The sequence below is a fragment of the Novosphingobium sp. FG137 genome (assembly GCF_057809735.1).
This window is the reverse complement of the sequence record NZ_JBMDKN010000014.1, coordinates 18878-39647: the sequence shown is the minus strand read 5'-3', so window position 1 is coordinate 39647 and position 20770 is coordinate 18878. Positions and strand designations below refer to the sequence as shown.

Here is a 20770-nt window from a genome sequence, read left to right as displayed (position 1 = left end):
AGACACCACACACCGCGCATGGTGTCTCGACTTCGCTCGACACGAACGGTCTGTTTGATTGAGTAATCCCTATGTCCGTGGCCCTGCGCCCACTCCTCCAAGCGACCATAGCCTACCGCGAAGCCGCCCGCGTCGCGCTCGCCCGACGCCTCGCCAATCGGACGGTCGACGCGGAACAACGCGCCGCGCATGGCTTCGCGTGGATCGCCACCAGCGTCGCCGCGATGGAAGCCGTCGCGGCTTGGGCCGAAACCGGCGGCGGAGCGAACCCGCTCGATGCTCTGGTAGCCGAGCTCGCCTTTGCCGAAACGCTTGGTCAGCTCACCGGCGCACTCCTTATGGGCCCCGCCGAAATGCTGCGCCCGGCCGACCTTGGCCTCACCGCCGAGGCTCGCACCCTTGCCGAAGCCGCCGCGCCCCTGCTCGATGCCGACCTCGCCGAAACCCGCGCCGCCCTCGCCGCCGCGCTGGCGGAGGGGCAGTGGCCCAGCGAAACGCTGCACGATGCCGAGCTCGATGAAATCCGCGCCCAGTTCCGCCGCTTCACCGATGCCGAAATCATCCCCCACGCGCACAAGTGGCACCTCGCAAACGCGCTGATCCCGGACGAAACGGTGCGCGCGATGGCCGATCTCGGCACTTTCGGCGTGTGCATCCCTGAAAGCTACGGCGGCCTCGGCCTCGGCAAGCTCGTCATGTGCCTCGTCAGCGAGGAATTGTCGCGCGGCTGGATAGGCGCGGGCTCGCTCGGCACGCGCTCCGAAATCGCGGGTGAGTTGATCATGCTTGGCGGCACCGAAGCGCAAAAGGCGGAATGGCTCCCCCGCATCGCCGCGGGCGAGACGCTCCCGGTCGCCGTCTTCACCGAACCCGACGTCGGCTCCGATCTCGGCGCGCTGACCACCCGCGCGAAGCAGGACGAAAACGGCGACTGGGTGATTCACGGCGCCAAGACGTGGATCACCCACGCCGCCCGCTCCGACCTGATGACACTTTTGGTGCGCACCCAGCCCGATACGCCGGGCTATGCAGGCCTTTCGATGCTCCTTGTCCCGAAGCCTCGGGGCACGGAAGACAATCCGTTCCCTGCCGAGGGAATGACCGGCAGCGAAATCGAAGTCCTCGGCTACCGCGGCATGCGCGAATACACCCTGCAGTTCGACGGCATGCGCGCCCCTGCCGATGCGCTCCTCGGCGGCAAGGAGGGCGCCGGCTTCAAGCAACTCATGCAGACCTTCGAGGGTGCCCGCATCCAGACCGCTGCGCGCGCCGTCGGCACCGCCCGCCGCGCGCTGGAACTCGGCCTCGCCTACGCACTCCAGCGCAAGCAGTTCGGGCAGGCGCTGATCCATTTCCCCCGCGTGGCCGACAAGCTCGCCGTCATTCTTGCCGAATACATCACCGCGCGCGAACTCTCCTACGCCGCCGCGCGCGCCAAGGATGCCGGCCGCCGCTGCGATATCGAGGCCGGCATGGCCAAGCTCCACGCCGCCCGCGCCGCCTGGACCGCCGCCGATGCAAGCCTGCAGATCCATGGCGGCAATGGCTATGCGCTGGAATACGAGATCAGCCGCGTACTATGCGATGCGCGCATCCTTTCGATTTTCGAAGGCGCTGCGGAAATCCAGGCGCAAGTCATCGCGCGCGGCCTCATGGCGGGGCGCGGCTAATGGGCGATTACACCGCATGGATCGGCCGAGAGGAAGTGCGCCGGGATGTCCTCACGCCCAGCCTTCTCACCCGCTGGTGCGCCACGCTAAACCGCGCCGAACCTTCGGACAAGACCGCACCCCAAGGCCTCCACTGGTGCCTCTGCACACCAGACGCGCCCACGGCCGCCCTCGGGCCAGACGGCCACCCCAAGCGCGATGAGAGCCCCGCCAGCCTCCTCCCCCCGCTCCCCCTCGAACGCCGCATGTGGGCGGCAGGCGCGGCGGAATTCCTCGCGCCCATTCCCGCGGGTGCCAGCATCGAACGCCGCACCCGCGTGCTTTCGCTCACCGAAAAGCAGGGCGGCACTGGCCCCCTCGTCTTCGCCGAACTCGCGCATGAAACCTTCGCCGGGGAAACGCTGGCCATCCGCGAAACGCAGACGCTGGTCTACCGCGATGCCCCGCCCCCCGGCAGCCCACCTGCTCCGCCACCGCCCGGCGAAGGCCGTTTCGATCCATCAGGATGGGATGCCACGCGCGAAGTGCTCCCCACCCCCGCGCTGCTGTTCCGCTACTCCGCGCTCACCTTCAACACGCACCGCATCCACTACGACCACCCCTACGCGACCGGCACCGAAGGCTATCGCGGCCTTGTCGTCCACGGCCCGCTGATCGCCACGTTTCTGCTCGATCTCGCGCGCCGCACGCTGGAATCGGAAGCGGCGCTCGCGAAGTTCAGCTTCCGCGCCGTCTCTCCCGCCGTGGCTGATGAGCCCTTGCACCTTGCGCTGAAGCATGAGGACGGCGCGCTCATCATGGCCGCCCACGCCGCCGATGGCCGGCAGGTCATGGCCGCCAAGGCAGCGCCCGCCGCATGAGCCGCGTTGCCCTGCTCGGCGCCACCGGCACGATCGGCAGGGCGACGGCGCAGGCGCTGGTCGATGCGGGGCATGATGTCGTCGCCATGGTCCGCCGTGAGCCCGGCGCGCCGCTCCCCGGCGTCACCTTGCGCCGCGCCGATCCCGCCGATCCGGTCAGTCTGATGCATGACGGTTTTGCCGGTGAGCATTTCGACGCTGTCGTCTCGTGCATGGCATCGCGCACCGGCGTCCCGCGCGATGCCTGGGCGATCGACCACAAGGCCCACAGCCACGCGCTCGCCTTGGCGGAGCGCTGCGGCGCGCGGCATTTCGTGCTGCTCTCGGCCATCTGCGTGCAAAAGCCGCTGCGCGCCTTCCAGCAGGCCAAGCTCGCGTTTGAGGCGCAGCTCATCGCCTCGGGCATGCGCTATTCGATCGTGCGTCCAACGGCCTTCTTCAAATCACTCTCCGGGCAGATCGAGCGCGTACGGAGCGGCAAGCCCTTCCTCCTCTTCGGGGACGGCACGCTCACCGCCTGCAAGCCCATCAGCAACCGCGATCTCGGCGCCTATATCGCCGGCTGCCTCACCGAACCGGACCGCTGGAACAAGGTGCTCCCCATCGGCGGCCCCGGCCCCGCGATCACCCCGCGCGAGCAGGGCGAGGCACTGTTTGCGTTGACCGGCCTTCCGCCGAAATACCGCTCGGTCCCGCCCGGCTTCCTCGGCGGCATCGCCGGAGCGCTGGGCCTTGCCGCGCGCCTGATCCCCCCGCTCGCCACCAAGGCAGAGCTCGCACGCATCGGCCACTATTACGCGACCGAATCCATGCTCGTCCTCGATCCTGCAACCGGCACTTACAGCGCCGCGCTGACGCCCGAGACGGGCTCCGACACGCTTTTCGATCACTACCGCGCCATCCTCTCGGGCGAAGCCGCGCCCGATGATCGCGGCGAGCATGCGGTGTTCTGATGGCCAAAGTTCCTAAACTGGGCCGCATCCTGCGCTGGGCCGCCGCGCTCTTGCTCTTGGCCATCGCCGCCCTCGCGCTGTGGCTCTATGCGCCGGACAAGCCGCGCGCCGCGCTGGAAACCGCCTACCCCGGCGAATACCGCACTGTCCTTGGCCTGCGGCTGCGCCTGCGCGATACCGGCCCGCGCGATGCGCCCGCGCTGATCCTGCTCCACGGCTTCGGCTCAAGCCTCGATACCTGGGAGCCCTGGGCCAAGGCGCTGTCCGCCAAGTACCGCTTGATCCGGCTTGATCTTCCCGGCTTCGGCCTGACCGGTCCCGATCCCACTGGGGACTATTCCGATGCGCGCACCCTCGCCATCCTTGCGGGACTGATGGACCAACTCGGCCTGCCCCGGGCCACCCTCATCGGCAATTCGCTCGGCGGCCGCTTCGCCTGGGAGTTTGCTGCCCGCTATCCGCAGCGCGTCGCAAAGCTCGTGCTGATCTCCCCCGATGGTTTTGCCAGCCCCGGCTTCGAATATGGCAAGGCACCCGAAGTGCCCTTCGTCATGAACCTGATGCCATGGGTGGGTCCGCGCTCGCTGATCCGCGCCAATCTTGCACCGGCGTGGGCGCGCCCCGATGCGCTGCCCGATGCCGTGCTCGAACGATACCGCGACATGCTCCTTGCTCCAGGTGTCCGCCGCGCGATTCTCGACCGCACCCGCCAGACCGTGATCACCGATCCTGCGGCGCGCCTGCGCAGTATCGCTGCTCCCACCCTGCTGCTCTGGGGTGAGCAGGACCACATGATCCCCGTGCAAAATGCGCAGGATTACTTGCGCCTTTTGCCCAATGCGCGGTTTGTCCGCCTGCCGGGCATGGGTCACGTCCCCTTCGAAGAAGCCCCCGCCGCCGCGCTTGCGCCGCTCGAACGCTTCCTCGGGCAATAGCTCGGCCGCGCGGCATGATACCTTTCACAACCGGAAAGGCCCCGGTCTGGCTGGCTCGTTGCATTCGAGCAACAGGCAACGGCTAAGGCGTAAACTGCAATCGCCTGTGCGCAAAACGCCCGGTTCCGGCTTGACGAAGTGAACGTTCCCAGTTAGGTGAACGTTCACAACAGCCTTGCATCTACAGGACTCAACCGGACAAAGCGCCGGAATTCAGGGGGAAGAATCGCAATGAAAGCATCGCGCAAGCCTGCCTATGCCCACCTCATGCTCGGGGCGTCGGCAGCCGCACTCGCTCTCACCGCGCAGCAAGCCGTAGCGCAGGAAGCGGCGCCCGCCGCCGCGCCGCAGGCCGCTGCCAGCGATGAACCGGCCGCGACGATCGTCGTCACCGGCATCCGCGCCTCGCTCAAGAGCTCGCTGAACATCAAGCGTTCGGGCATCGGCGTGATCGATGCGATCTCGGCGGAAGACATCGGCAAGTTCCCCGATACCAACCTTGCGGAATCGCTGCAGCGCATCACCGGTGTCTCGATCGACCGCTCCAATGGTGAAGGTCAGTTCGTCACGGTTCGCGGCTTCGGCCCCGATTACAACCTCGTCCTGCTCAACGGCCGCCAGATGCCTGCTTCCAGCCTTGGTGGCTCGAGCGGCGCACCGGCCTCGCGCAGCTTCGATTTCGCCAACCTCGCCTCGGAAGGCATTGCCGGCGTCGAAGTCTACAAGTCGGGCCGCGCCAGCCTCGCCACCGGCGGCATCGGCTCGGTGATCAACATCAAGACCCCGCGCCCGCTCGATCGCCCCGGCCTGCACGGCAGCATCGGCGCCAAGGCGCTCTACGATACCTCGGTGTTCGAGGGTCAGAAGGTGAAGCCGGAAGTTTCGGGCGTCATCAGCGATACCTTCGCCGACAACCGCATCGGCATCTCGATCAGCGGCTCGTATCAGGATCGCCGCGCGAGCCAGGCGCAGTTCAACGCCGGCTGGCGCGAAGGCTACCTCGGCAATGAAAACAACTGGGGCTCGCTCCCGGTCGATGCCAACGACTGGCGCGGCAACTATGCCCGCACCGAGAACCGCCCCGGCCCGAACACCGTCTATCAGGTGACGCAGAACGCTGGTTACGATTTCACCACGTTCCGCCGCCAGCGCATCAACGGGCAGGCTGTGGTCCAGGTCAAGCCGACCGACACGCTGGTCGCGACGGTTGATTACACCTTCTCGCAGAACACCATCGATGCGCGCACCAACAGCATCGGCGTGTGGTTCAACCATGATCAGACCAGCAGCAGCTGGACCGACGGCCCCGCCGCAGGCCCGAATTTCTACGCCGAAAACTTCGGCCCCGGCAAGGATCTCGCCATCACCGGCGCGGTTGCGGCCAACCGGTCGATCAACCGTTCGATCGGCGGCAACCTCAAGTGGGATGGCCCCGGCGGCCTGCGTCTCGAACTCGACGGTCATCACTCGACTGCCGAGAGCAAGCCCACCTCGCCCTATGGCTCGGGCATCGCGGTCGGCAGCGCGATTTTTGGCGTGAAGAGCCAGAAGGTCGATTTCACCTCCGACATGCCGGTCATCTCGGTCGAGATGTACCCGGGCGCAGAGATCAACGCAGCAAACATCCGCCCCGCCGGCAACGCTTTCCGCACCGCCTACATGCGTGACGAGATCAACGAGCTGGCCTTGCGCGGCGGCTACGATTTCGATGCCTCGTTCATCGACAGCCTCGATTTCGGCGTCACCTACACCGAAAACAAGGTGCGCTCGGCCTTTGGCGTGATCCAGAACGATACCTGGGGCGGCACGCTTTCGAAGGCCGATACGCCGGACGATCTCTACACGATCCGGGATCTGCCCGCGGATCTCAAGGGTATGAACGTCACCGGCAACGGCATCATCCCGAGCTACTTCAACGTTAACACCCCCGGCCTCATCAATCTGCTCAACGACAAGCTGGGCATCTGCGGCAACGCTCAGACTGCCGGCACCTGCCTGGCCAAGTTCGATACCGACCGTTCGATCCGCGAACGCACCGTCGCGCCCTATATCCAGACAACCCACTCGTTCGATCTGGGCGATGCGCCTTCGCACCTGCGGCTTGGACTGCGCTACGAAAAGACAAAGGTGGACTCGAGCGCACTTGTGCCTGTCCCGACCGGAACGGTCTGGAGCGGCGGCAACGAGACCGCGATTGTCTATGGTGCGGAGAGTTCGTTCGTCACGCTCAAGGGCAAGTACGAGAACTGGCTGCCCGCGATCGACTTCGACATGCAGCCGTTCAAGAACTTCAAGTTCCGTGCGTCGTACAGCCACACGATCACCCGTCCCGACTATGCCAGCATGCAGGGCGGCACCTCGCTTGCTTCGCCGATCCGCATCGGCGGCAGCACGGCCTCGAGCGGCAACCCGAACCTCCTGCCCTACAAGTCGAAGGGCGTGGATATCTCGGGTGAGTGGTACTACGGGCCGACGAGCTACATCTCGGTGGGCTTCTTCCACAAGGTGGTGAAGAACTACATCAGCCAGACGCAGGTCAATCAGCCCGCGTTCGGCCTGACCAACGCAGCAGCCGGCGCCCGTGCGCAGGAAGCTCGGGCCGCGCTGGGATCGGATGCCACCGCGCAGCAGATCATGAACTACATCGGCAACAAGTATCCGCAGACCGTTGCCGGGCGCGACGGCGAGGGTAATGTGACTGGTGTGAAGTCGCTGGCGGATGATCCGCTGGTGAATTTCATCACCACGCAGCCGACCAACAGCGATCAGAAGGCTCGCATCTGGGGTTGGGAATTCGCGGTCCAGCACAGCTTCTGGGATACCGGCTTCGGTGCCATCGTGAACTACACCGTGGTGCAGAGCGATACCAAGTTCGACAACACGAAGCGCTACACCGTGCCGCAGTTCGCGGTCACCGGCATCAGCAACAGTGCGAACGCGGTGCTCTACTACGACAAGAAGGGCCTCCAGGCCCGCGTCGCCTACAACTGGCGCGCCGGGTTCCTTTCGGGCTACGGCTTCGATCCCTACTACACCAACGCCTATGGCCAGTGGGACGTGAGCGCGAGCTACGAGATCAAGAAGGGCGTCACCGTCTTCGGCGAAGGGATCAACATCACCAACGCCGACCGCAAGGGCCACATGCGCAACGACCAAACCGTGTTCTTCGCGGCTCCCGGTTATGCGCGCTGGGCAGCGGGGGCACGCTTCACCTTCTGACCGGTTCACGCCTGAACGAAGGTCCTGCATTGACGAGAGCCGCACTGCCCCCAAAGCGGTGCGGCTCTTCGCTTTGGTAACACGCTCAAAACTGCGCTAAGGTCGCCTCGAAATGAGCACCCCGGTCGAGCATATCGTGATCGTCGGCGGCGGCACCGCCGGATGGCTTTCCGCATGCGTGCTCGGCGCGCGGCTGCGGGGCAAGCACATCACGCTGGTCGAAGCGCCGGATATCCCGACCATCGGCGTCGGCGAAGGTACCTGGCCGACGATGCGCGAGACGCTGGCGACGATCGGCATTCCCGAGGTGGAATTTCTCGTCGCATGCGACGCGACCTTCAAGCAGGGCTCGCGCTTCGATGGCTGGCGCGACGGCTCGGCTGATGACAGCTACCTCCATCCCTTCACCGCCCCGCCCGCAGCAGACATGCGCGATCTTGCCGCTGCATGGCAGACCGGTGGCCGGCAAGGCTCATTTGCTGCAGCTATTACCCCGCAGCATGCGGTCTGCGCAGCAAACCTCGCGCCCCGCCAGCGCGCCATGCCCGATTATGCCGGCGCCCTGAACTACGGCTATCACCTCGATGCCGGCAAATTCGCCGCACTGCTGATGCGGCACGCCACCCAGCGGCTCGGCGTCACGCGGATTGCTGCGCAGGTCACTGGCGTCAACCGTGCAGCAAATGGCGATATTGCCGCGCTCTTGCTCCAGGGCGGTGCCACGCTTGAGGGCGGCTTGTTTCTTGATTGCTCGGGCCAGGCTGCCATCCTCATCGCCGGTGAATGCGGCGCCGAATGGGTCGACCGCTCAAACGTCTCGTTCAATGACCGCGCGCTTGCGGTGCAGGTCCCGGTCGAACCCGGTAGCCCCATCGCTGCGCAGACCATCGGCACGGCGCATGAAGCAGGCTGGCTCTGGGATATCGGTCTGCCCACCCGGCGCGGCATTGGCTGTGTCTATGCCTCGCGCTTCATCAGCGACGACCGCGCGGCGGAAATCCTGCGGGGCTATATCGCGGCCAAGATCCCCGGTTCCGATCCCGCCAGCCTGACCCCGCGCAAGCTTGCCTTCAGGACCGGGCACCGCGACCGCTTCTGGATTGGCAATTGCCTTGCCGTCGGCCTCTCCGCCGGGTTCATCGAGCCGCTCGAAGCCTCGGCCATCGTGCTGATCGAGCTTTCGCTCAAGGCGCTGGCGGACAATTTCCCGCAAAGCCGCGCCAGCATGGACATCCACGCATCGCGCTTCAACGATCTGTTCCGCTACCGCTGGGACCGCGTGGTCGAATTCCTCAAGCTCCACTACGTGCCGAGCCAGCGCACGGAGCCCTACTGGCAGGCCCAGCGCGCGACTGAAACCATCCCGCCGCGCCTCGCCGAATGCCTTGCGCTGTGGCGCGAACAGGCACCCTCGGCATGGGATTTCCCCCGCATCGACGAGATGTTCCCCGCCGCCAGCCAACAATATGTGCTGCACGGCATGGGCATCCCTGTCCCGCTTGCGAGCACCACGCCCGCCGCCCCGGCGCGGCTTGCAGAAATCGCCGCCAAGGCGCGCGCGCTTGCCGCTGCGCTGCCCACCACGCGCGACTACCTCGACCTTCTCGCCGCAGGGTCTGCGGCTGCCAGGATACCCGCATGAGCCAGCACCAGATCCTCAATCCCGCCGATCACGGCCAACTTCGCATCCACACCGAGGCGGGGGCGGAATACGGCGACAACGTCATGGCCTCACTCGCCATGCCCGCCGAATTCCGCGAGGTTCAGGCGCACTATCCCATCGTCTTCCGCCGCGATGCCGAAACCGGCAAGCTCGCCGCACTCGCGCTGTTCGGTTTCGAGGCGGGTGAGAACCTCTACCTCGAAGGCAGCACGTGGGACGCGCGCTACCGGCCCATGGCCCACGCCGTGCAGCCCTTCCTGATCGGCCGCCCGCCTGAAGAAGGCGCGGCCCCTCAAGTCCACGTCGACATGGCAAACCCCCGCATCTCGGCCAGCGGTGAAGGCGTGCGCGTGTTCGACGATGCCGGCGCGCCGACACCCTGGCTCGAATCCGTGGCGACCATGCTCGGCGATCTCGACTACGGCTGGCACGAGGGCGACGACTTCTTCGCCGCGCTCGAAGCCTACCAGCTGGTCGAGCCCTTCACCCTCGAAGTCACGCTGGATAACGGTGCGGTCCAGTCGCTCGTCGGCTTCCAGACGATCCACGAAGAACGCCTCGCCGGGCTCGATGGCGAAGCCTTGCAGGCCCTGATGGCCCACGGCCATCTCGCGCGCATCTACATGGTGCTCGCCAGCCTTGCGCAGTTCGGCAACCTCGTCGCGCGGAAGAACCGCCGGATCGCGCTTGGCTGAAGCAGACGTCTCGATCTTCGCCGCAATGCCCGCGGTGGAAGAGCATGTGGCTGGCGATGCCGCTGCGCTCGATGCCCTGCTGCAAGGCGCACGGACGCCTTTCGTGGTCCGCGGCCTCGTCAGCCACTGGCCGCTGGTGCAAGCGGGGCTCGCCTCCGCCAAGGCTGCGCGCACCTATCTCCTCAAACGCGCCCGCCCCGTCCCCTTCACGGTCTCGCTGGGCGAACCCGGCAAGGACGGCCGCCTGTTCTACGGCGCGGACATGGAAATGAATTTCCGCGAAGCGCGCGGCAAGCTCGCCGATGTGTTCGCCGGGATGGACGCCAACGAGGGCCGCGCCGATGCCCCGGCGATCTATCTCGGATCGATCGATGTGCCGACGCACTTCACCACCGTCGCCGCCGAAAACCCCCTCGACCTCGGCAGCCGCGAACCCATTATCAGCCTGTGGATCGGCACGCCCACGCGGATCGCGGCACACAACGATTTTCCCGACAACCTCGCCTGCTGCGCCGCCGGTCGCCGCCGCTTCACGCTGTTCCCGCCCGAGCAGTTCGCCAATCTGCACCTCGGCCCCATCGACAACACGCCGGCAGGACGCGCGGTTTCGATGGTGGATTTCCACGCGCCGGACCTCGCCCTCCACCCCCGCTTCGCCGAAGCGCTGGGCCACGCACAAGTCGCCGTGCTGGAGCCGGGCGACGCGCTCTTCATCCCCTCGATGTGGTGGCACCATGTCGAAGGGCTCGCCCCGTTCAACATCCTGATGAACTACTGGTGGCGCGATACCCCGCGCTGGCTCGGCCAGCCGCAGGATGCGCTCAACCACGCGATCCTCTCGATCCGCGATCTGCCCGCCGAGGACAAGGCAATCTGGCGCGCGCTCTTCGATTACTACGTGTTCGAAAACGGCCCTGACGTCACCGACCATATCCCCGCAGGCGGGCGCGGCATTCTGGATCCGCTGGATCCTGCCGCCGCCGGCCGCCTCCGCGCATTTCTGCTAAGGACCCTCAGCAAATGACTCAAACGAGCCCCAAGCGCCGTATCGTCGTGGCCGGTGGCGGCACCGCCGGCTGGATGGCCGCCGCCGCGCTCGCGCGTACCCTCGGCGATGCGATCGAACTCACGCTGGTCGAATCCGAAGCGATCGGCACCATCGGCGTGGGCGAAAGCACGATCCCGCCGCTCGTCGCCTACAACCGCCTGCTCGGCATCGGTGAGGCCGATTTCATGCGCGCCACGCAGGCCACCTTCAAGCTCGGCATCAATTTCGAAAACTGGCGCGTGCCGGGTGAAAGCTATTTCCACTCCTTCGGGGTGACCGGCCGCGATCACTGGAGCGCGGGCTTTCAGCACTTCTGGATGCACGGCCTCACGAAGGGCCACGCAGCGAGCTACGACGACTATTGCATCGAGCTTCAGGCCGCGATGAAGTCCAAGTTCGCCCACCTGCCGGACAACCGGATCAACTACGCCTATCAGCTTGATTCCGGCCTCTACGCCATGTTCCTGCGCAAGCTGGCCGAGGCCGACGGATGCCGCCGCGTCGAAGGCAAGATCGCCGAAGTCGAACTCCATCCCGAAACCGGTGATATCGCCGCGCTGCGTCTTGAATCCGGCCAGCGGCTCGAAGGCGATCTCTTCCTCGATTGCACCGGCTTTCGCGCGCTCCTCATGGAAGGCGCGCTGCACGTGGGGTACGACGACTGGACCCACTGGCTACCCTGCGATTCCGCCATTGCGGTGCAGACGGCCAGCGTCCGCCCGCCAGTGCCCTACACCCGCGCCATCGCGCATGATGCGGGCTGGCAGTGGCGCATTCCGCTCCAGCACCGGCAGGGCAACGGCATTGTCTATTGCAGCCGCTACCTTTCAAAGGATGCCGCGATGGACCGCCTGTTCTCCACCGTCGAGGGGGAGCGGCTGACCCAGCCCAACGTGATCCGCTTCACCACCGGCGCGCGGCGCAAGCAGTGGCACCGCAATTGCGTGGCGGTCGGCCTTTCGGGCGGGTTCATGGAGCCGCTGGAATCGACCAGCATCCACCTCATCCAGCGCGCCATCCTGCGCATCGTCCGCATGCTTCCGGCGGGCGCGATCAGCCCGCGCGACGTGGCGGAATTTAACGATCAGCAGATGACTGACATGGAGCAGATCCGCGATTTCCTCATCCTCCACTACAAGGCGACCGACCGGCGCGACAGCCCGTTCTGGCGCCAGTGCGCGGCGATGGATATCCCCGACAGCCTCACCCACAAGATTGAGCTGTTCCGCGAAACCGGCCGCGTCTTCCGCAAAAACGAGGAGCTTTTCGTCGAAAACAGCTGGGTACAAGTGATGATGGGCCAGGGCATCATGCCGCAGAGCTACCACCCGGTCGCGACCAAGCTTTCGGACGCGGAACTGGCGCACCTGCTGGGCGGCCTGCGCGAAAGCGTTGCGAAAACGGTCGCGGGCCTACCCGATCACCACGCCTATGTGGCGCAGTATTGCGGCGCGCAGGAAGCGCGCGCCGCGTGATGCGGCGCCTGCTCGCGCTCGCGGCCATGGCGGTGCCACTGCCGGCCCATGCCGCGGCGGACGACTGGCAGCTTATCTGGTCGGACGAGTTCACGGGCCCGGCTATCGACAGCGCGAAGTGGAGCTTCGACGTCGACTGCTGGGGCGGCGGCAACAACGAGCGCCAGTGCTACACCGATCACAAGGACAACGCCCGTATCGTGGACGGGGCGCTCGTCATCACCGCGCTGCACGAACGCGTCAGCGGCCCGGCCCTTCCTGCCAGCCAGCGCACCAATCCGGCGAAGCCCGGCGACCTCGTCACACGCGACTACACCTCCGCCCGCCTCACCACGCGCGGCAAGGCCGCGTGGCGCTATGGCCGCATCGAAGTGCGCGCCAGCCTGCCGCAGGGACAGGGCACCTGGCCCGCAATCTGGATGCTGCCGGAAGCCAATACTTACGGCCCATGGGCCGCCTCGGGTGAGATCGACATTCTCGAGGCGGTGAACCTGGGCGTGCCCTGCAAGGCCTGCGATGGCGGCAAGGAGGACACGATCCTCGGCACGCTGCACTTCGGCAAGCCCTGGCCCGGCAACACCCACAAGGGTGACGAAGTCCACAAACCCGCCGTGCTCGAAGGCTTCCACACTTATGCGATCGCGTGGGAGCCGGACCGGATCACGTGGCAGATCGATGGCGAGACTTACGCCGTCCGCCAGCGCAGCGAATGGTTTACCTCCGGTTCAGCCACCCCGGGCGCGCCCTTCGATCAGCCCTTCCACCTCATTCTCAACCTCGCATTCGGCGGCGGCCTTGCGGAATCGCGTGGGATCAAGGGCGTGTCCAACAGCAATTTTCCCAAGCGCTTCTTGATCGATTGGGTGCGCGTCTGGCAAAGGCCTCCGCAGGCCGCCGGCATCACGCCAGCGGCACAGCAAAGGGACCAGTAACGCATGGCGCGGCGTCGTCAGGCGGTCACGATCAGGCACGTTGCGGCAGATGTCGGGGTTTCGCTCCAGACTGTCAGCCGCGTCATCAACAACGAGCCCAACGTCCGTCCCGAACTCAAGGAGCGTGTGCTCGAGGCGATCAATCGCCTCGGCTACGTACCCTCAATTGCGGCTCAGCGGATGAGCGGATCGCGCTCCTACCTGATCCTCGCGCTCAACGACCGCGATCGCACGATCGCCGATTGGCGCGCGCGGCAGGGGACCGACTGGGTCGACCAGATGCTTCTGGGCGGCATGCTCAAGTGCGCCGAACACGGCTACCGGATGATCGTCGAACTGGTCGATACGCATTCTGACCATGTGACGCGTGAACTCCTCGCCGCCATTGCCGCGCTCCAGCCCGATGGCATCATCCTCACCCCGCCACATTCGGACAACCCGCAAATCGTGCGCTGCCTCGATGAGCAGAAGATCCCCTTCGCGCGGATCGGCTCCAAGGCGCGCGATGCCGGCATGCCGATCCTGATGGACGATGAAGGCGCCGCCGCCACAGCAACGCGCCATCTGGTGGATCATGGCCACCGTCGCATCGGTTTCATCGCGGGCGCGGCGGAATACAACCTCAGCGGCTGGCGCGTCGATGGCTGGAAAGCGGCCATGACCGAGGCCGGCCTCCCCACCGATGGCCTGCTGCAGGCGGGCGATTTCACATATGCCTCGGGTGAGAGCGCGGCGCAGGCCTTGCTCGCGCTGCCCGAACCGCCGACCGCGATCATCGCCAGCAGCGACCAGATGGCGCTGGCCACGCTCGAAGTGGCGCGCCGGTCCGGGCTTGCCGTGCCCCGCGACCTCTCGATCATCAGCTTCGACAACACCCCGATGATGCAGTTCACCCAGCCCCAGCTCACCGCGATCGACCAGCCCATCGCGGCGACCGCCTCGAAGGCGGTCGAACTCATCATCGCCGCGCAGAAGGGCGATGTTCTGCCCGATGCGCTCACGGTGATCCCGGCCAGTCTGGTCGAGCGCGGCTCGGTCGCCAGCGCCCGGCAAACCGTGCGTGCCTGACACGCCGGGCGAGGGCCAGCAGCGCCGGTCCCTCTGGTTCCTTGTGCTCTATGCGCTCGCTTGGGCTGGCGGCTCGATTGCCTATGTCCCGTTCCTCACCATCCTGCTGCCGGTGCGTGTCGCGGCTCTCGTGCCGGGCGAACAGGCCATCGTCTGGCTTTCCGCCATCGCCTTCTGCGGCGCCATTTCAGCCAGTGTCGGCCATATCCTGTTCGGCTGGCTGAGCGACATCACGGGCTCGCGCCGCCTCTGGTCCGGGCTGGGGCTGGCGCTCTCCTGCGTGCTACTGCTCATCGTCCCATCGGCGCACAGCCTTCGCGCCATCGTGATCGTCGTGGTTCTCTGGCAGCTCGGGCTCAACATGATGCTCGCCCCGCTTGCGGCCTGGGGCGCAGACTGTGTGCCCGATGGCCAGAAGGGCTTGCTGGGCGGCCTCCTTGCCTTCGCACCCGGGCTCGGTGCGCTGACCGGAGCGCTGGTGACCATTCCCGGCCTCGCCTCGCCAGACGGCCGCCTCACCGTCGTCGCGGCGGTCGTGGCGGCGGCAGTGCTGCCCGCGCTCCTGCTGGGCGGCCGCACCGTGACCAGAGCCGCGCCAGCGGACGGCCCGCCGCCCGCACCCTCCGCACAGCGCTTCCGCAGGAGTGCGGCCCTGCGCATGTGGGCCGCGCGCCTCCTCGTGCAGGTGGCCGAAGCCGCGCTGTTCTCGTTCCTCTACCTCTGGTTGCGCTCGATCGATCCGACGGTTGAGGATCACCTCACCGCGCGGGTGTTCAGCATGGTCCTCGTGCTCTCGGCCCCGGCAGCGCTCCTGGCGGGCCGCTGGGCCGATCAGCGCCAGCAGCCGTTCCTGCCGCTTGTGGTGTGCACCCTTGTCGCGCCGCTCGGCCTTGTCGGCATGGCGCTGGCACAGAGCGTCTCGGCAGGGATTGTCAGCTACGCCGTGTTCGGATTCTCAACCTCGATCTTCCTCGCACTGCATTCCGCCCAGACCTTGCGCACTTTGCCCGACAGCAACCGGCGTGGACGCGATCTCGGCCTGTTCAATCTCACCAACACCATGCCTTCGCTGGTCATGCCCTGGTTCACGCTCGCACTGGTGCCGTGGTTCGGTTTTTCCGGGCTCTTTCTTCTGTTCGCCGCACTTGCCCTGCTGGCCGCACTGCTGCTCCGGGGCCTTTCATCCGGAACGGTTCGCGAAATCTGACAGGCCCGCTTGATTTTGATGCTTTCTCATGCGACGAACCCCGATGAGAACGTTCACAGAAAAACGGGAAGGGTGAGAATGATGGTTCGGCGCGCGCTTTTGGCAGCCATGTTGCTGGCGTCGGGAAGTGCCCTCGCAGCACCGAATTCGCCGGCACCCGGCGAAACCTCCAGCACCGCGCACCCCGCGCTCTGGCCCGCCGCGCACAGCCCGGCCGCAATCACCAGCCCCGCCACCGAGCGCCGCATTGCCCGCATGATCGCGGCGATGACGCTAGAGGAAAAGGTCGGGCAGATGATCCAGGCGGACATCAGCGCGATCACCCCTGAAGACCTTGCGAAGTACCCGCTCGGCTCGATCCTCGCCGGCGGCAATTCCGGCCCCTATGGCGATGAGCGCGCCGATGCGGCCAAATGGGAAAAGCTTGTCCGCGCCTTCCGCGTGGCCTCCGCAAAGTCCGGCGCAGGCATTCCGATGCTTTTCGGCATCGACGCCGTCCACGGCCATTCCAACCTCCCCGGCGCCACCATCTTTCCGCACAACATCGGCCTTGGCGCCGCGCACGATCCCGCGCTGATCCAGCGCATCGGCGAAGTGACTGCCATCGAAGTTGCCGCCAGCGGCATCGACTGGACCTTCGCCCCCACCCTGGCCGTCCCGCAGGATCTGCGCTGGGGCCGCAGCTATGAAGGCTACGGCGCAGATCCCGCGCTGGTCGCAAGCTATGCCAAGGCGATGACCGTGGGTCTGCAAGGCCCGCTCGTCGCCGGCAAGCCCATCGCCGCGAACCGCGTCGCCGCCACCGCCAAGCACTACCTTGCCGATGGCGGCACCGATGGTGGCAAGGATCAGGGCGACGCGCTGATTTCCGAACGCGAACTCGTCGCCCGCCACGCGCAGGGCTATCCCCCCGCGATCGATGCTGGTGCGCTCACCGTCATGGCCAGCTTTTCCAGCTGGAACGGCACCAAGAACCACGGCAACCAAAGCCTGCTGACCGATGTGCTCAAAGGCCGCATGGGCTTTAAGGGCCTCGTCGTCGGTGATTGGAACGGCCATGGGCAGATCCCCGGCTGCACCGTCACCGATTGCGCGCAAACCTTCACCGCCGGGCTCGATCTCGCCATGGCGCCCAACAGCTGGAAGGGCCTGTTCGAGGCTACCGTGCGCGAGGCGAAGGGCGGCACGATCCCGATGGCCCGCATCAACGATGCCGTCGCGCGCATTCTGCGCGTGAAGGCAAAGCTCGGCCTGCTCGGCGCGAAGCCCGTTGATCGCGGCAATCCGTCTGTGGTCGGCAGCGATGCGCACCTCGCCGTCGCGCGCGAAGCGGCGGCCAAGTCGCTCGTCCTCCTCAAGAACAATGGCGGCGTCCTTCCGCTGCGCCCCGGCGCCAAGGTGCTGATCACTGGCCCGGGCGCGGACTCCATGGCCATGCAGGCCGGCGGCTGGACGATCACCTGGCAGGGCACCGACACCACCGCCGCCGATTTCCCCAAGGGCCAGACCATCGGCCGCGCCATCGCTGCCGCAGTCAAGGATGCGGGGGGCAGCGCTGCCATTTCGACTGACGGCAGCTTCGCCGCTCGTCCCGATGTTGCCGTCGTCGTCTATGGCGAGCAGCCGTACGCAGAGTTCCAGGGCGACATGCCCAACATCGCCTTCCGCGCGCAGGCGGGCGAGAAGGACATGCTGGCCAAGCTGAAGGCGCAAGGGATCAAGGTCGTCTCGGTATTCCTCTCGGGCCGCCCGCTATTCACCGGGCCCGAACTCAACGCTTCGGACGCCTTCGTCGCCGCGTGGCTTCCGGGCACGCAGGGCCAGGGCGTGGCGGACGTGCTCGTCGCCCGCAAGGACGGCAAGCCGGTGCGCGGCTTCACCGGCAAGCTCTCCTTCCCCTGGCCCGCCGACGCAGTATCGCCGGTAAAGGCCCCGCTGTTCCCCGCAGGCTATGGCCTCGGCTATGCCAGCAAGGCCGTCCTTGGCCCGGTCAATGAAGACCCGCACGTCGATCTTGTCGCCTCGGCCAGCGAGGGCGTCTACTTCGCACTCGGCAAGGTCCCCTCGCCGTGGCACCTCAGCCTCGATCCCGGAATCGCCGCGCGCGCAGTCGATCTTGGCGCGCAGGAAGACGCGCAGGCCTTCAGCTGGAGTGAGGCAGGTGCCATCGGCATCGATGGCCCGCCGGTCGATCTCATGCGCCAGCTCGACGAGGAATTTGCGCTCAAGCTCGAAGGCCGCCTCGATGCCGCCGCCGGTCCCATTGCGGTGACCATGGCCGGCGCCACGCTCAAGATCACGCCGCCTGCCGGGCCGCTCACGGTCCGTATCCCGCTGCGCTGTTTCAAGGATGCGGGTGCGAACTTCAAGGCGGTCGGCACCCCGCTGCGCATCGCGGGCGAGAAGGGCCTCGTCCTCACCTTGCGTGGTGCCAGCATCGAAGGCGTCGGCCAGACGATCCCCTGCCCCGGCAAGTAAGCCCGGCTAGATCGGAATACCTTGTTCCTCGAAAAACGCGATCACCGGGGCCAGCGCGTCCCGGTGCTTTGTCCAGCGCGCCACTGAATCGGTATACATCGGCCGCCGCACTTGCGCCGCGCTCGGCGTGGAAACCGGCGCGGTGTTGCGGTGGAAATCGAGGCAGGCCGCATCCCAGTCCAGCCCGCAATGGGCCAGCAGCCGCCGCGTCTCGCCTTCCTGATCGACCACGAGATCCTCGTAGCGCAGCTCCAGAATGCGCCCCGGCAGCGCCGCGCGCCAGAACGCCATCAGCCGGTCAAACCGCGCATAGTACCGCGCGATATCCATCAGATCATAGCTGTAGTCGTAATAGCGCGAGGAAATCGCGAAGAGATTGCGGAAGTTCGCCAGCACCGTATCGAGCGGATGGCGGCGGAGGCACACGATCCGCGCTTCGGGCAGCGCCCGCGCGATGAACCCCGCGTACTGGAAGTTGCCCGGAAACTTGTCGACGAACCGCCCCTGCTCGCGCGCGCCCGCATGGCTGAGCGCCCGCGCCAGATAGTCGCGCCCGATCGCGCCGAGGTCTTCGTTTGCCGCCGCCTCGATCGTTTCGGGGTCTAGCACCATGCGGCTTGTCGTGCCCGCCGCCATCTTCACCGCCAGCGGCATCGCCTGCAGTTCGCCCGCACTGCGCACGGCGGGATGGGAGGAGAGGATACGGTCGACCAGTGTCGTGCCGGTGCGGGGCATGCCGATCACGAAGATCGGCGCGTCCTGCGGTGCCCCCCGCACCGGTGCCGCTGCCACACGCGGCCAGGTCCGCTCGATCGCATCGAAGTTGGCACTGTCCCGCGCGAAGGTATAAGGCAGGCGCGCCCTGTGCTCGGCATTGGCCTCGGCGAGCCGCGCAAACCCGGCTTGCTGCTCGCCGATATCCTCGAGCTCCTTCGCCAGCGCATAGCCCAGCAGCAGCCGCGCTTCGGGCGCCTGCGCGCGGGCCAGTGCTGCCGTCAGCCGCTCGACATGGTTACGCTCCGCGCTGTGCTTGCGCATCCCCGCCAGCATGTGATGGCCCCGCGCGTAGTCCGGATCGATCCCGATCAGCGCTTCGGCCTGCGCCTCCGCCCCATCGACATCACCGATGAAATTGAGTGCGGCAGCAAAGTTATAGCGGAACGCGGCGTTGTCTGGCGCGAGGCGTACCGCTTCGCGGAAATGCGGCACCGAAGCGGCATGTTCGCCCAGCCGGGCATAGACGCAGCCGATGGTATCGCGCCCCAGCGCGCTCTCCGGCAGCGCCCCTTCGGCTGCCGCCAGCGTCTGCGCAGCCGCGTGATCCTGCCGTAGCATCACCTGCAGCCGCGCCAGCTGCGCGCGGTAATCCCCGCGCGGATCGAGCTCCACCGCATGGGCGATATCGGCCATACCCGCGCTCACCCGCCCGGCTTCGGCCCTCGCCATACCCAGCAGAAACCGCCCTTCCGCATCATCCGGAAAAGCGGCAACAACGCTCCCTGCCAGTTGCTCTGCTGCTCCGAGATCGCCACGACCCAGCGCGCGGCGGACGGCGGCGATCCGGGCAGGTTCAGCTTTCACGCCCCGCGATCAACCGGCCGGGGACGACGTGTCCTTGCGCCGCTCGAGCATCGCGATCACCGGCTTGAACGGGAACACGAACTGCTCCCAGATCGTCAGCCGCCGCCGGTCGTCCTGCCCCACCAGAATGCCCTCGCCTTCCTTGTAGGTGCCGAACATGCGGTCGATCAGGATCAACGAATTGCCATAATTGCAGCGCGTGTTCTCATAGCCCACCGAGTGGTGGAAGCTGTGGTGGCGGATCGTCGTGAAGAAGTAGCTGTAGAACAGCGGCGGATTGCTCTTCACGTTGGCATGCGCATAAGTGGCCACGACATTGGTCACGGCGAAGGCGCAGAGATAGGCCGCCGGCGAAACATCCAGCAGTGCCACGATGCCGAGGCTGATGAGGAACAGCTCGATCGGATTGCCCACCGCGCCCTTCATCGCATTGAGCTGGGTGATATGGTGATGCGGCGCATGGGTCAGCCAGAATGGCTCCCAATTGTGCATCAGCCGGTGCATCCAGTATTGGCCAAATTCCCACAGGAAGACCACCAGCGCCACTTGCGCGAGGAACGGCATCTCGGTCACCCACGGCGTGGCGATGCCCCAGGATTCCTTGAGCGAACGCAGCGGCGCTTCGGAAAGAATAAAGGCCATGCGCCCGATCACGGTGTTGATCAGAACAAAGTAGAAAAGGTCGGTGAAGAACTCTTGGCGGTTGATGCGCCAGCCTTCGTGCCGCTCGAACAGGAGTTCAAGGCCGAGGACGAATGCCGTGACGACCGCGTTGACGACGAGCGATGTCCACGGGTTTGCGACCACGGACACAGGCGCGAAGTACCAGAATGCCACCACCGCAACCAATGTCGCAGGCGGAATGCAATCTACCGCCAGCTGCTTCAGGCCCGAACTCATGATCTCGCCACTCCTCGCCTGTTCCGGTTCGTTGTCCCGTCCTGCTGCCTTTCAACTTGCCGCAGGATTGCGCAATCGGGGGCGAG

Annotated in this window: 15 protein-coding genes; 13 read left to right on the top strand and 2 right to left on the bottom strand. The window is 66.3% G+C overall.

Annotated features, from left to right (window positions below; translation table 11 throughout):
- Positions 1 to 83: 83 nt before the first annotated feature.
- The 13 genes from ACODS2_RS23000 to ACODS2_RS22940 all read left to right on the top strand — a co-directional run bounded on the left by ACODS2_RS23000 (position 84) and on the right by ACODS2_RS22940 (position 18203).
- On the top strand, positions 84 to 1670 hold the full coding sequence (locus ACODS2_RS23000) for an acyl-CoA dehydrogenase family protein (RefSeq protein WP_489000815.1): 1587 nt from the start codon (positions 84 to 86) through the stop codon (positions 1668 to 1670).
- Positions 1670 to 2530, top strand: coding sequence for an HTD2 family dehydratase (locus ACODS2_RS22995; RefSeq protein WP_489000813.1), 861 nt, complete (start codon positions 1670 to 1672; stop codon positions 2528 to 2530). The genes ACODS2_RS23000 and ACODS2_RS22995 overlap by 1 nt, the downstream gene beginning before the upstream one ends.
- Entirely contained in the window at positions 2527 to 3483 is a 957-nt protein-coding gene (locus ACODS2_RS22990; RefSeq protein WP_489000812.1) for an NAD(P)H-binding protein, read from the top strand. The genes ACODS2_RS22995 and ACODS2_RS22990 overlap by 4 nt, the downstream gene beginning before the upstream one ends.
- Positions 3483 to 4418 carry an alpha/beta fold hydrolase gene (locus ACODS2_RS22985; RefSeq protein ID WP_489000811.1) on the top strand — a complete coding sequence of 312 codons (936 nt, stop codon included), beginning with the start codon at positions 3483 to 3485 and terminating at the stop codon, positions 4416 to 4418. Before ACODS2_RS22990 ends, ACODS2_RS22985 begins: the two co-directional genes overlap by 1 nt.
- 231 nt (positions 4419 to 4649) lie before the next feature.
- A complete protein-coding gene (locus ACODS2_RS22980; protein WP_489000810.1) occupies positions 4650 to 7637 on the top strand; it encodes a TonB-dependent receptor in 2988 nt (995 codons plus the stop codon).
- A gap of 112 nt (positions 7638 to 7749) precedes the next feature.
- Positions 7750 to 9279, top strand: a complete 1530-nt coding sequence (locus ACODS2_RS22975; RefSeq protein ID WP_489000809.1) for a tryptophan halogenase family protein — start codon at positions 7750 to 7752, stop codon at positions 9277 to 9279.
- Positions 9276 to 9995, top strand: coding sequence for a SapC family protein (locus tag ACODS2_RS22970; protein WP_489000808.1), 720 nt, complete (start codon positions 9276 to 9278; stop codon positions 9993 to 9995). Before ACODS2_RS22975 ends, ACODS2_RS22970 begins: the two co-directional genes overlap by 4 nt.
- Positions 9988 to 11019, top strand: coding sequence for a cupin-like domain-containing protein (locus tag ACODS2_RS22965; RefSeq protein WP_489000807.1), 1032 nt, complete (start codon positions 9988 to 9990; stop codon positions 11017 to 11019). Before ACODS2_RS22970 ends, ACODS2_RS22965 begins: the two co-directional genes overlap by 8 nt.
- On the top strand, positions 11016 to 12518 hold the full coding sequence (locus ACODS2_RS22960) for a tryptophan halogenase family protein (protein WP_489000806.1): 1503 nt from the start codon (positions 11016 to 11018) through the stop codon (positions 12516 to 12518). The genes ACODS2_RS22965 and ACODS2_RS22960 overlap by 4 nt, the downstream gene beginning before the upstream one ends.
- A complete protein-coding gene (locus tag ACODS2_RS22955; protein ID WP_489000805.1) occupies positions 12518 to 13450 on the top strand; it encodes a glycoside hydrolase family 16 protein in 933 nt (310 codons plus the stop codon). Before ACODS2_RS22960 ends, ACODS2_RS22955 begins: the two co-directional genes overlap by 1 nt.
- 3 nt (positions 13451 to 13453) lie before the next feature.
- Positions 13454 to 14518, top strand: coding sequence for a LacI family DNA-binding transcriptional regulator (locus ACODS2_RS22950; protein ID WP_298173376.1), 1065 nt, complete (start codon positions 13454 to 13456; stop codon positions 14516 to 14518).
- Complete coding sequence (locus ACODS2_RS22945) at positions 14511 to 15725, top strand: MFS transporter (RefSeq protein WP_489000804.1); 1215 nt, start codon at positions 14511 to 14513, stop codon at positions 15723 to 15725. Before ACODS2_RS22950 ends, ACODS2_RS22945 begins: the two co-directional genes overlap by 8 nt.
- Positions 15726 to 15803: 78 nt before the next feature.
- The gene (locus tag ACODS2_RS22940; RefSeq protein ID WP_489000803.1) at positions 15804 to 18203 is read left to right on the top strand and encodes a glycoside hydrolase family 3 protein; all 2400 of its coding nucleotides are present in this window, start codon (positions 15804 to 15806) and stop codon (positions 18201 to 18203) included.
- A 6-nt stretch (positions 18204 to 18209) separates the two neighbouring features.
- On the opposite strand, the gene ACODS2_RS22935 is transcribed toward ACODS2_RS22940, so the two are convergent.
- Positions 18210 to 19784: a tetratricopeptide repeat-containing sulfotransferase family protein gene (locus ACODS2_RS22935; protein ID WP_489000802.1), complete on the bottom strand. Its 1575-nt coding sequence runs from the start codon at positions 19782 to 19784 to the stop codon at positions 18210 to 18212.
- Positions 19785 to 19793: 9 nt separating this feature from the next.
- A complete protein-coding gene (locus ACODS2_RS22930) occupies positions 19794 to 20684 on the bottom strand; it encodes a sterol desaturase family protein (RefSeq protein WP_489000801.1) in 891 nt (296 codons plus the stop codon).
- Positions 20685 to 20770: the final 86 nt, after the last annotated feature.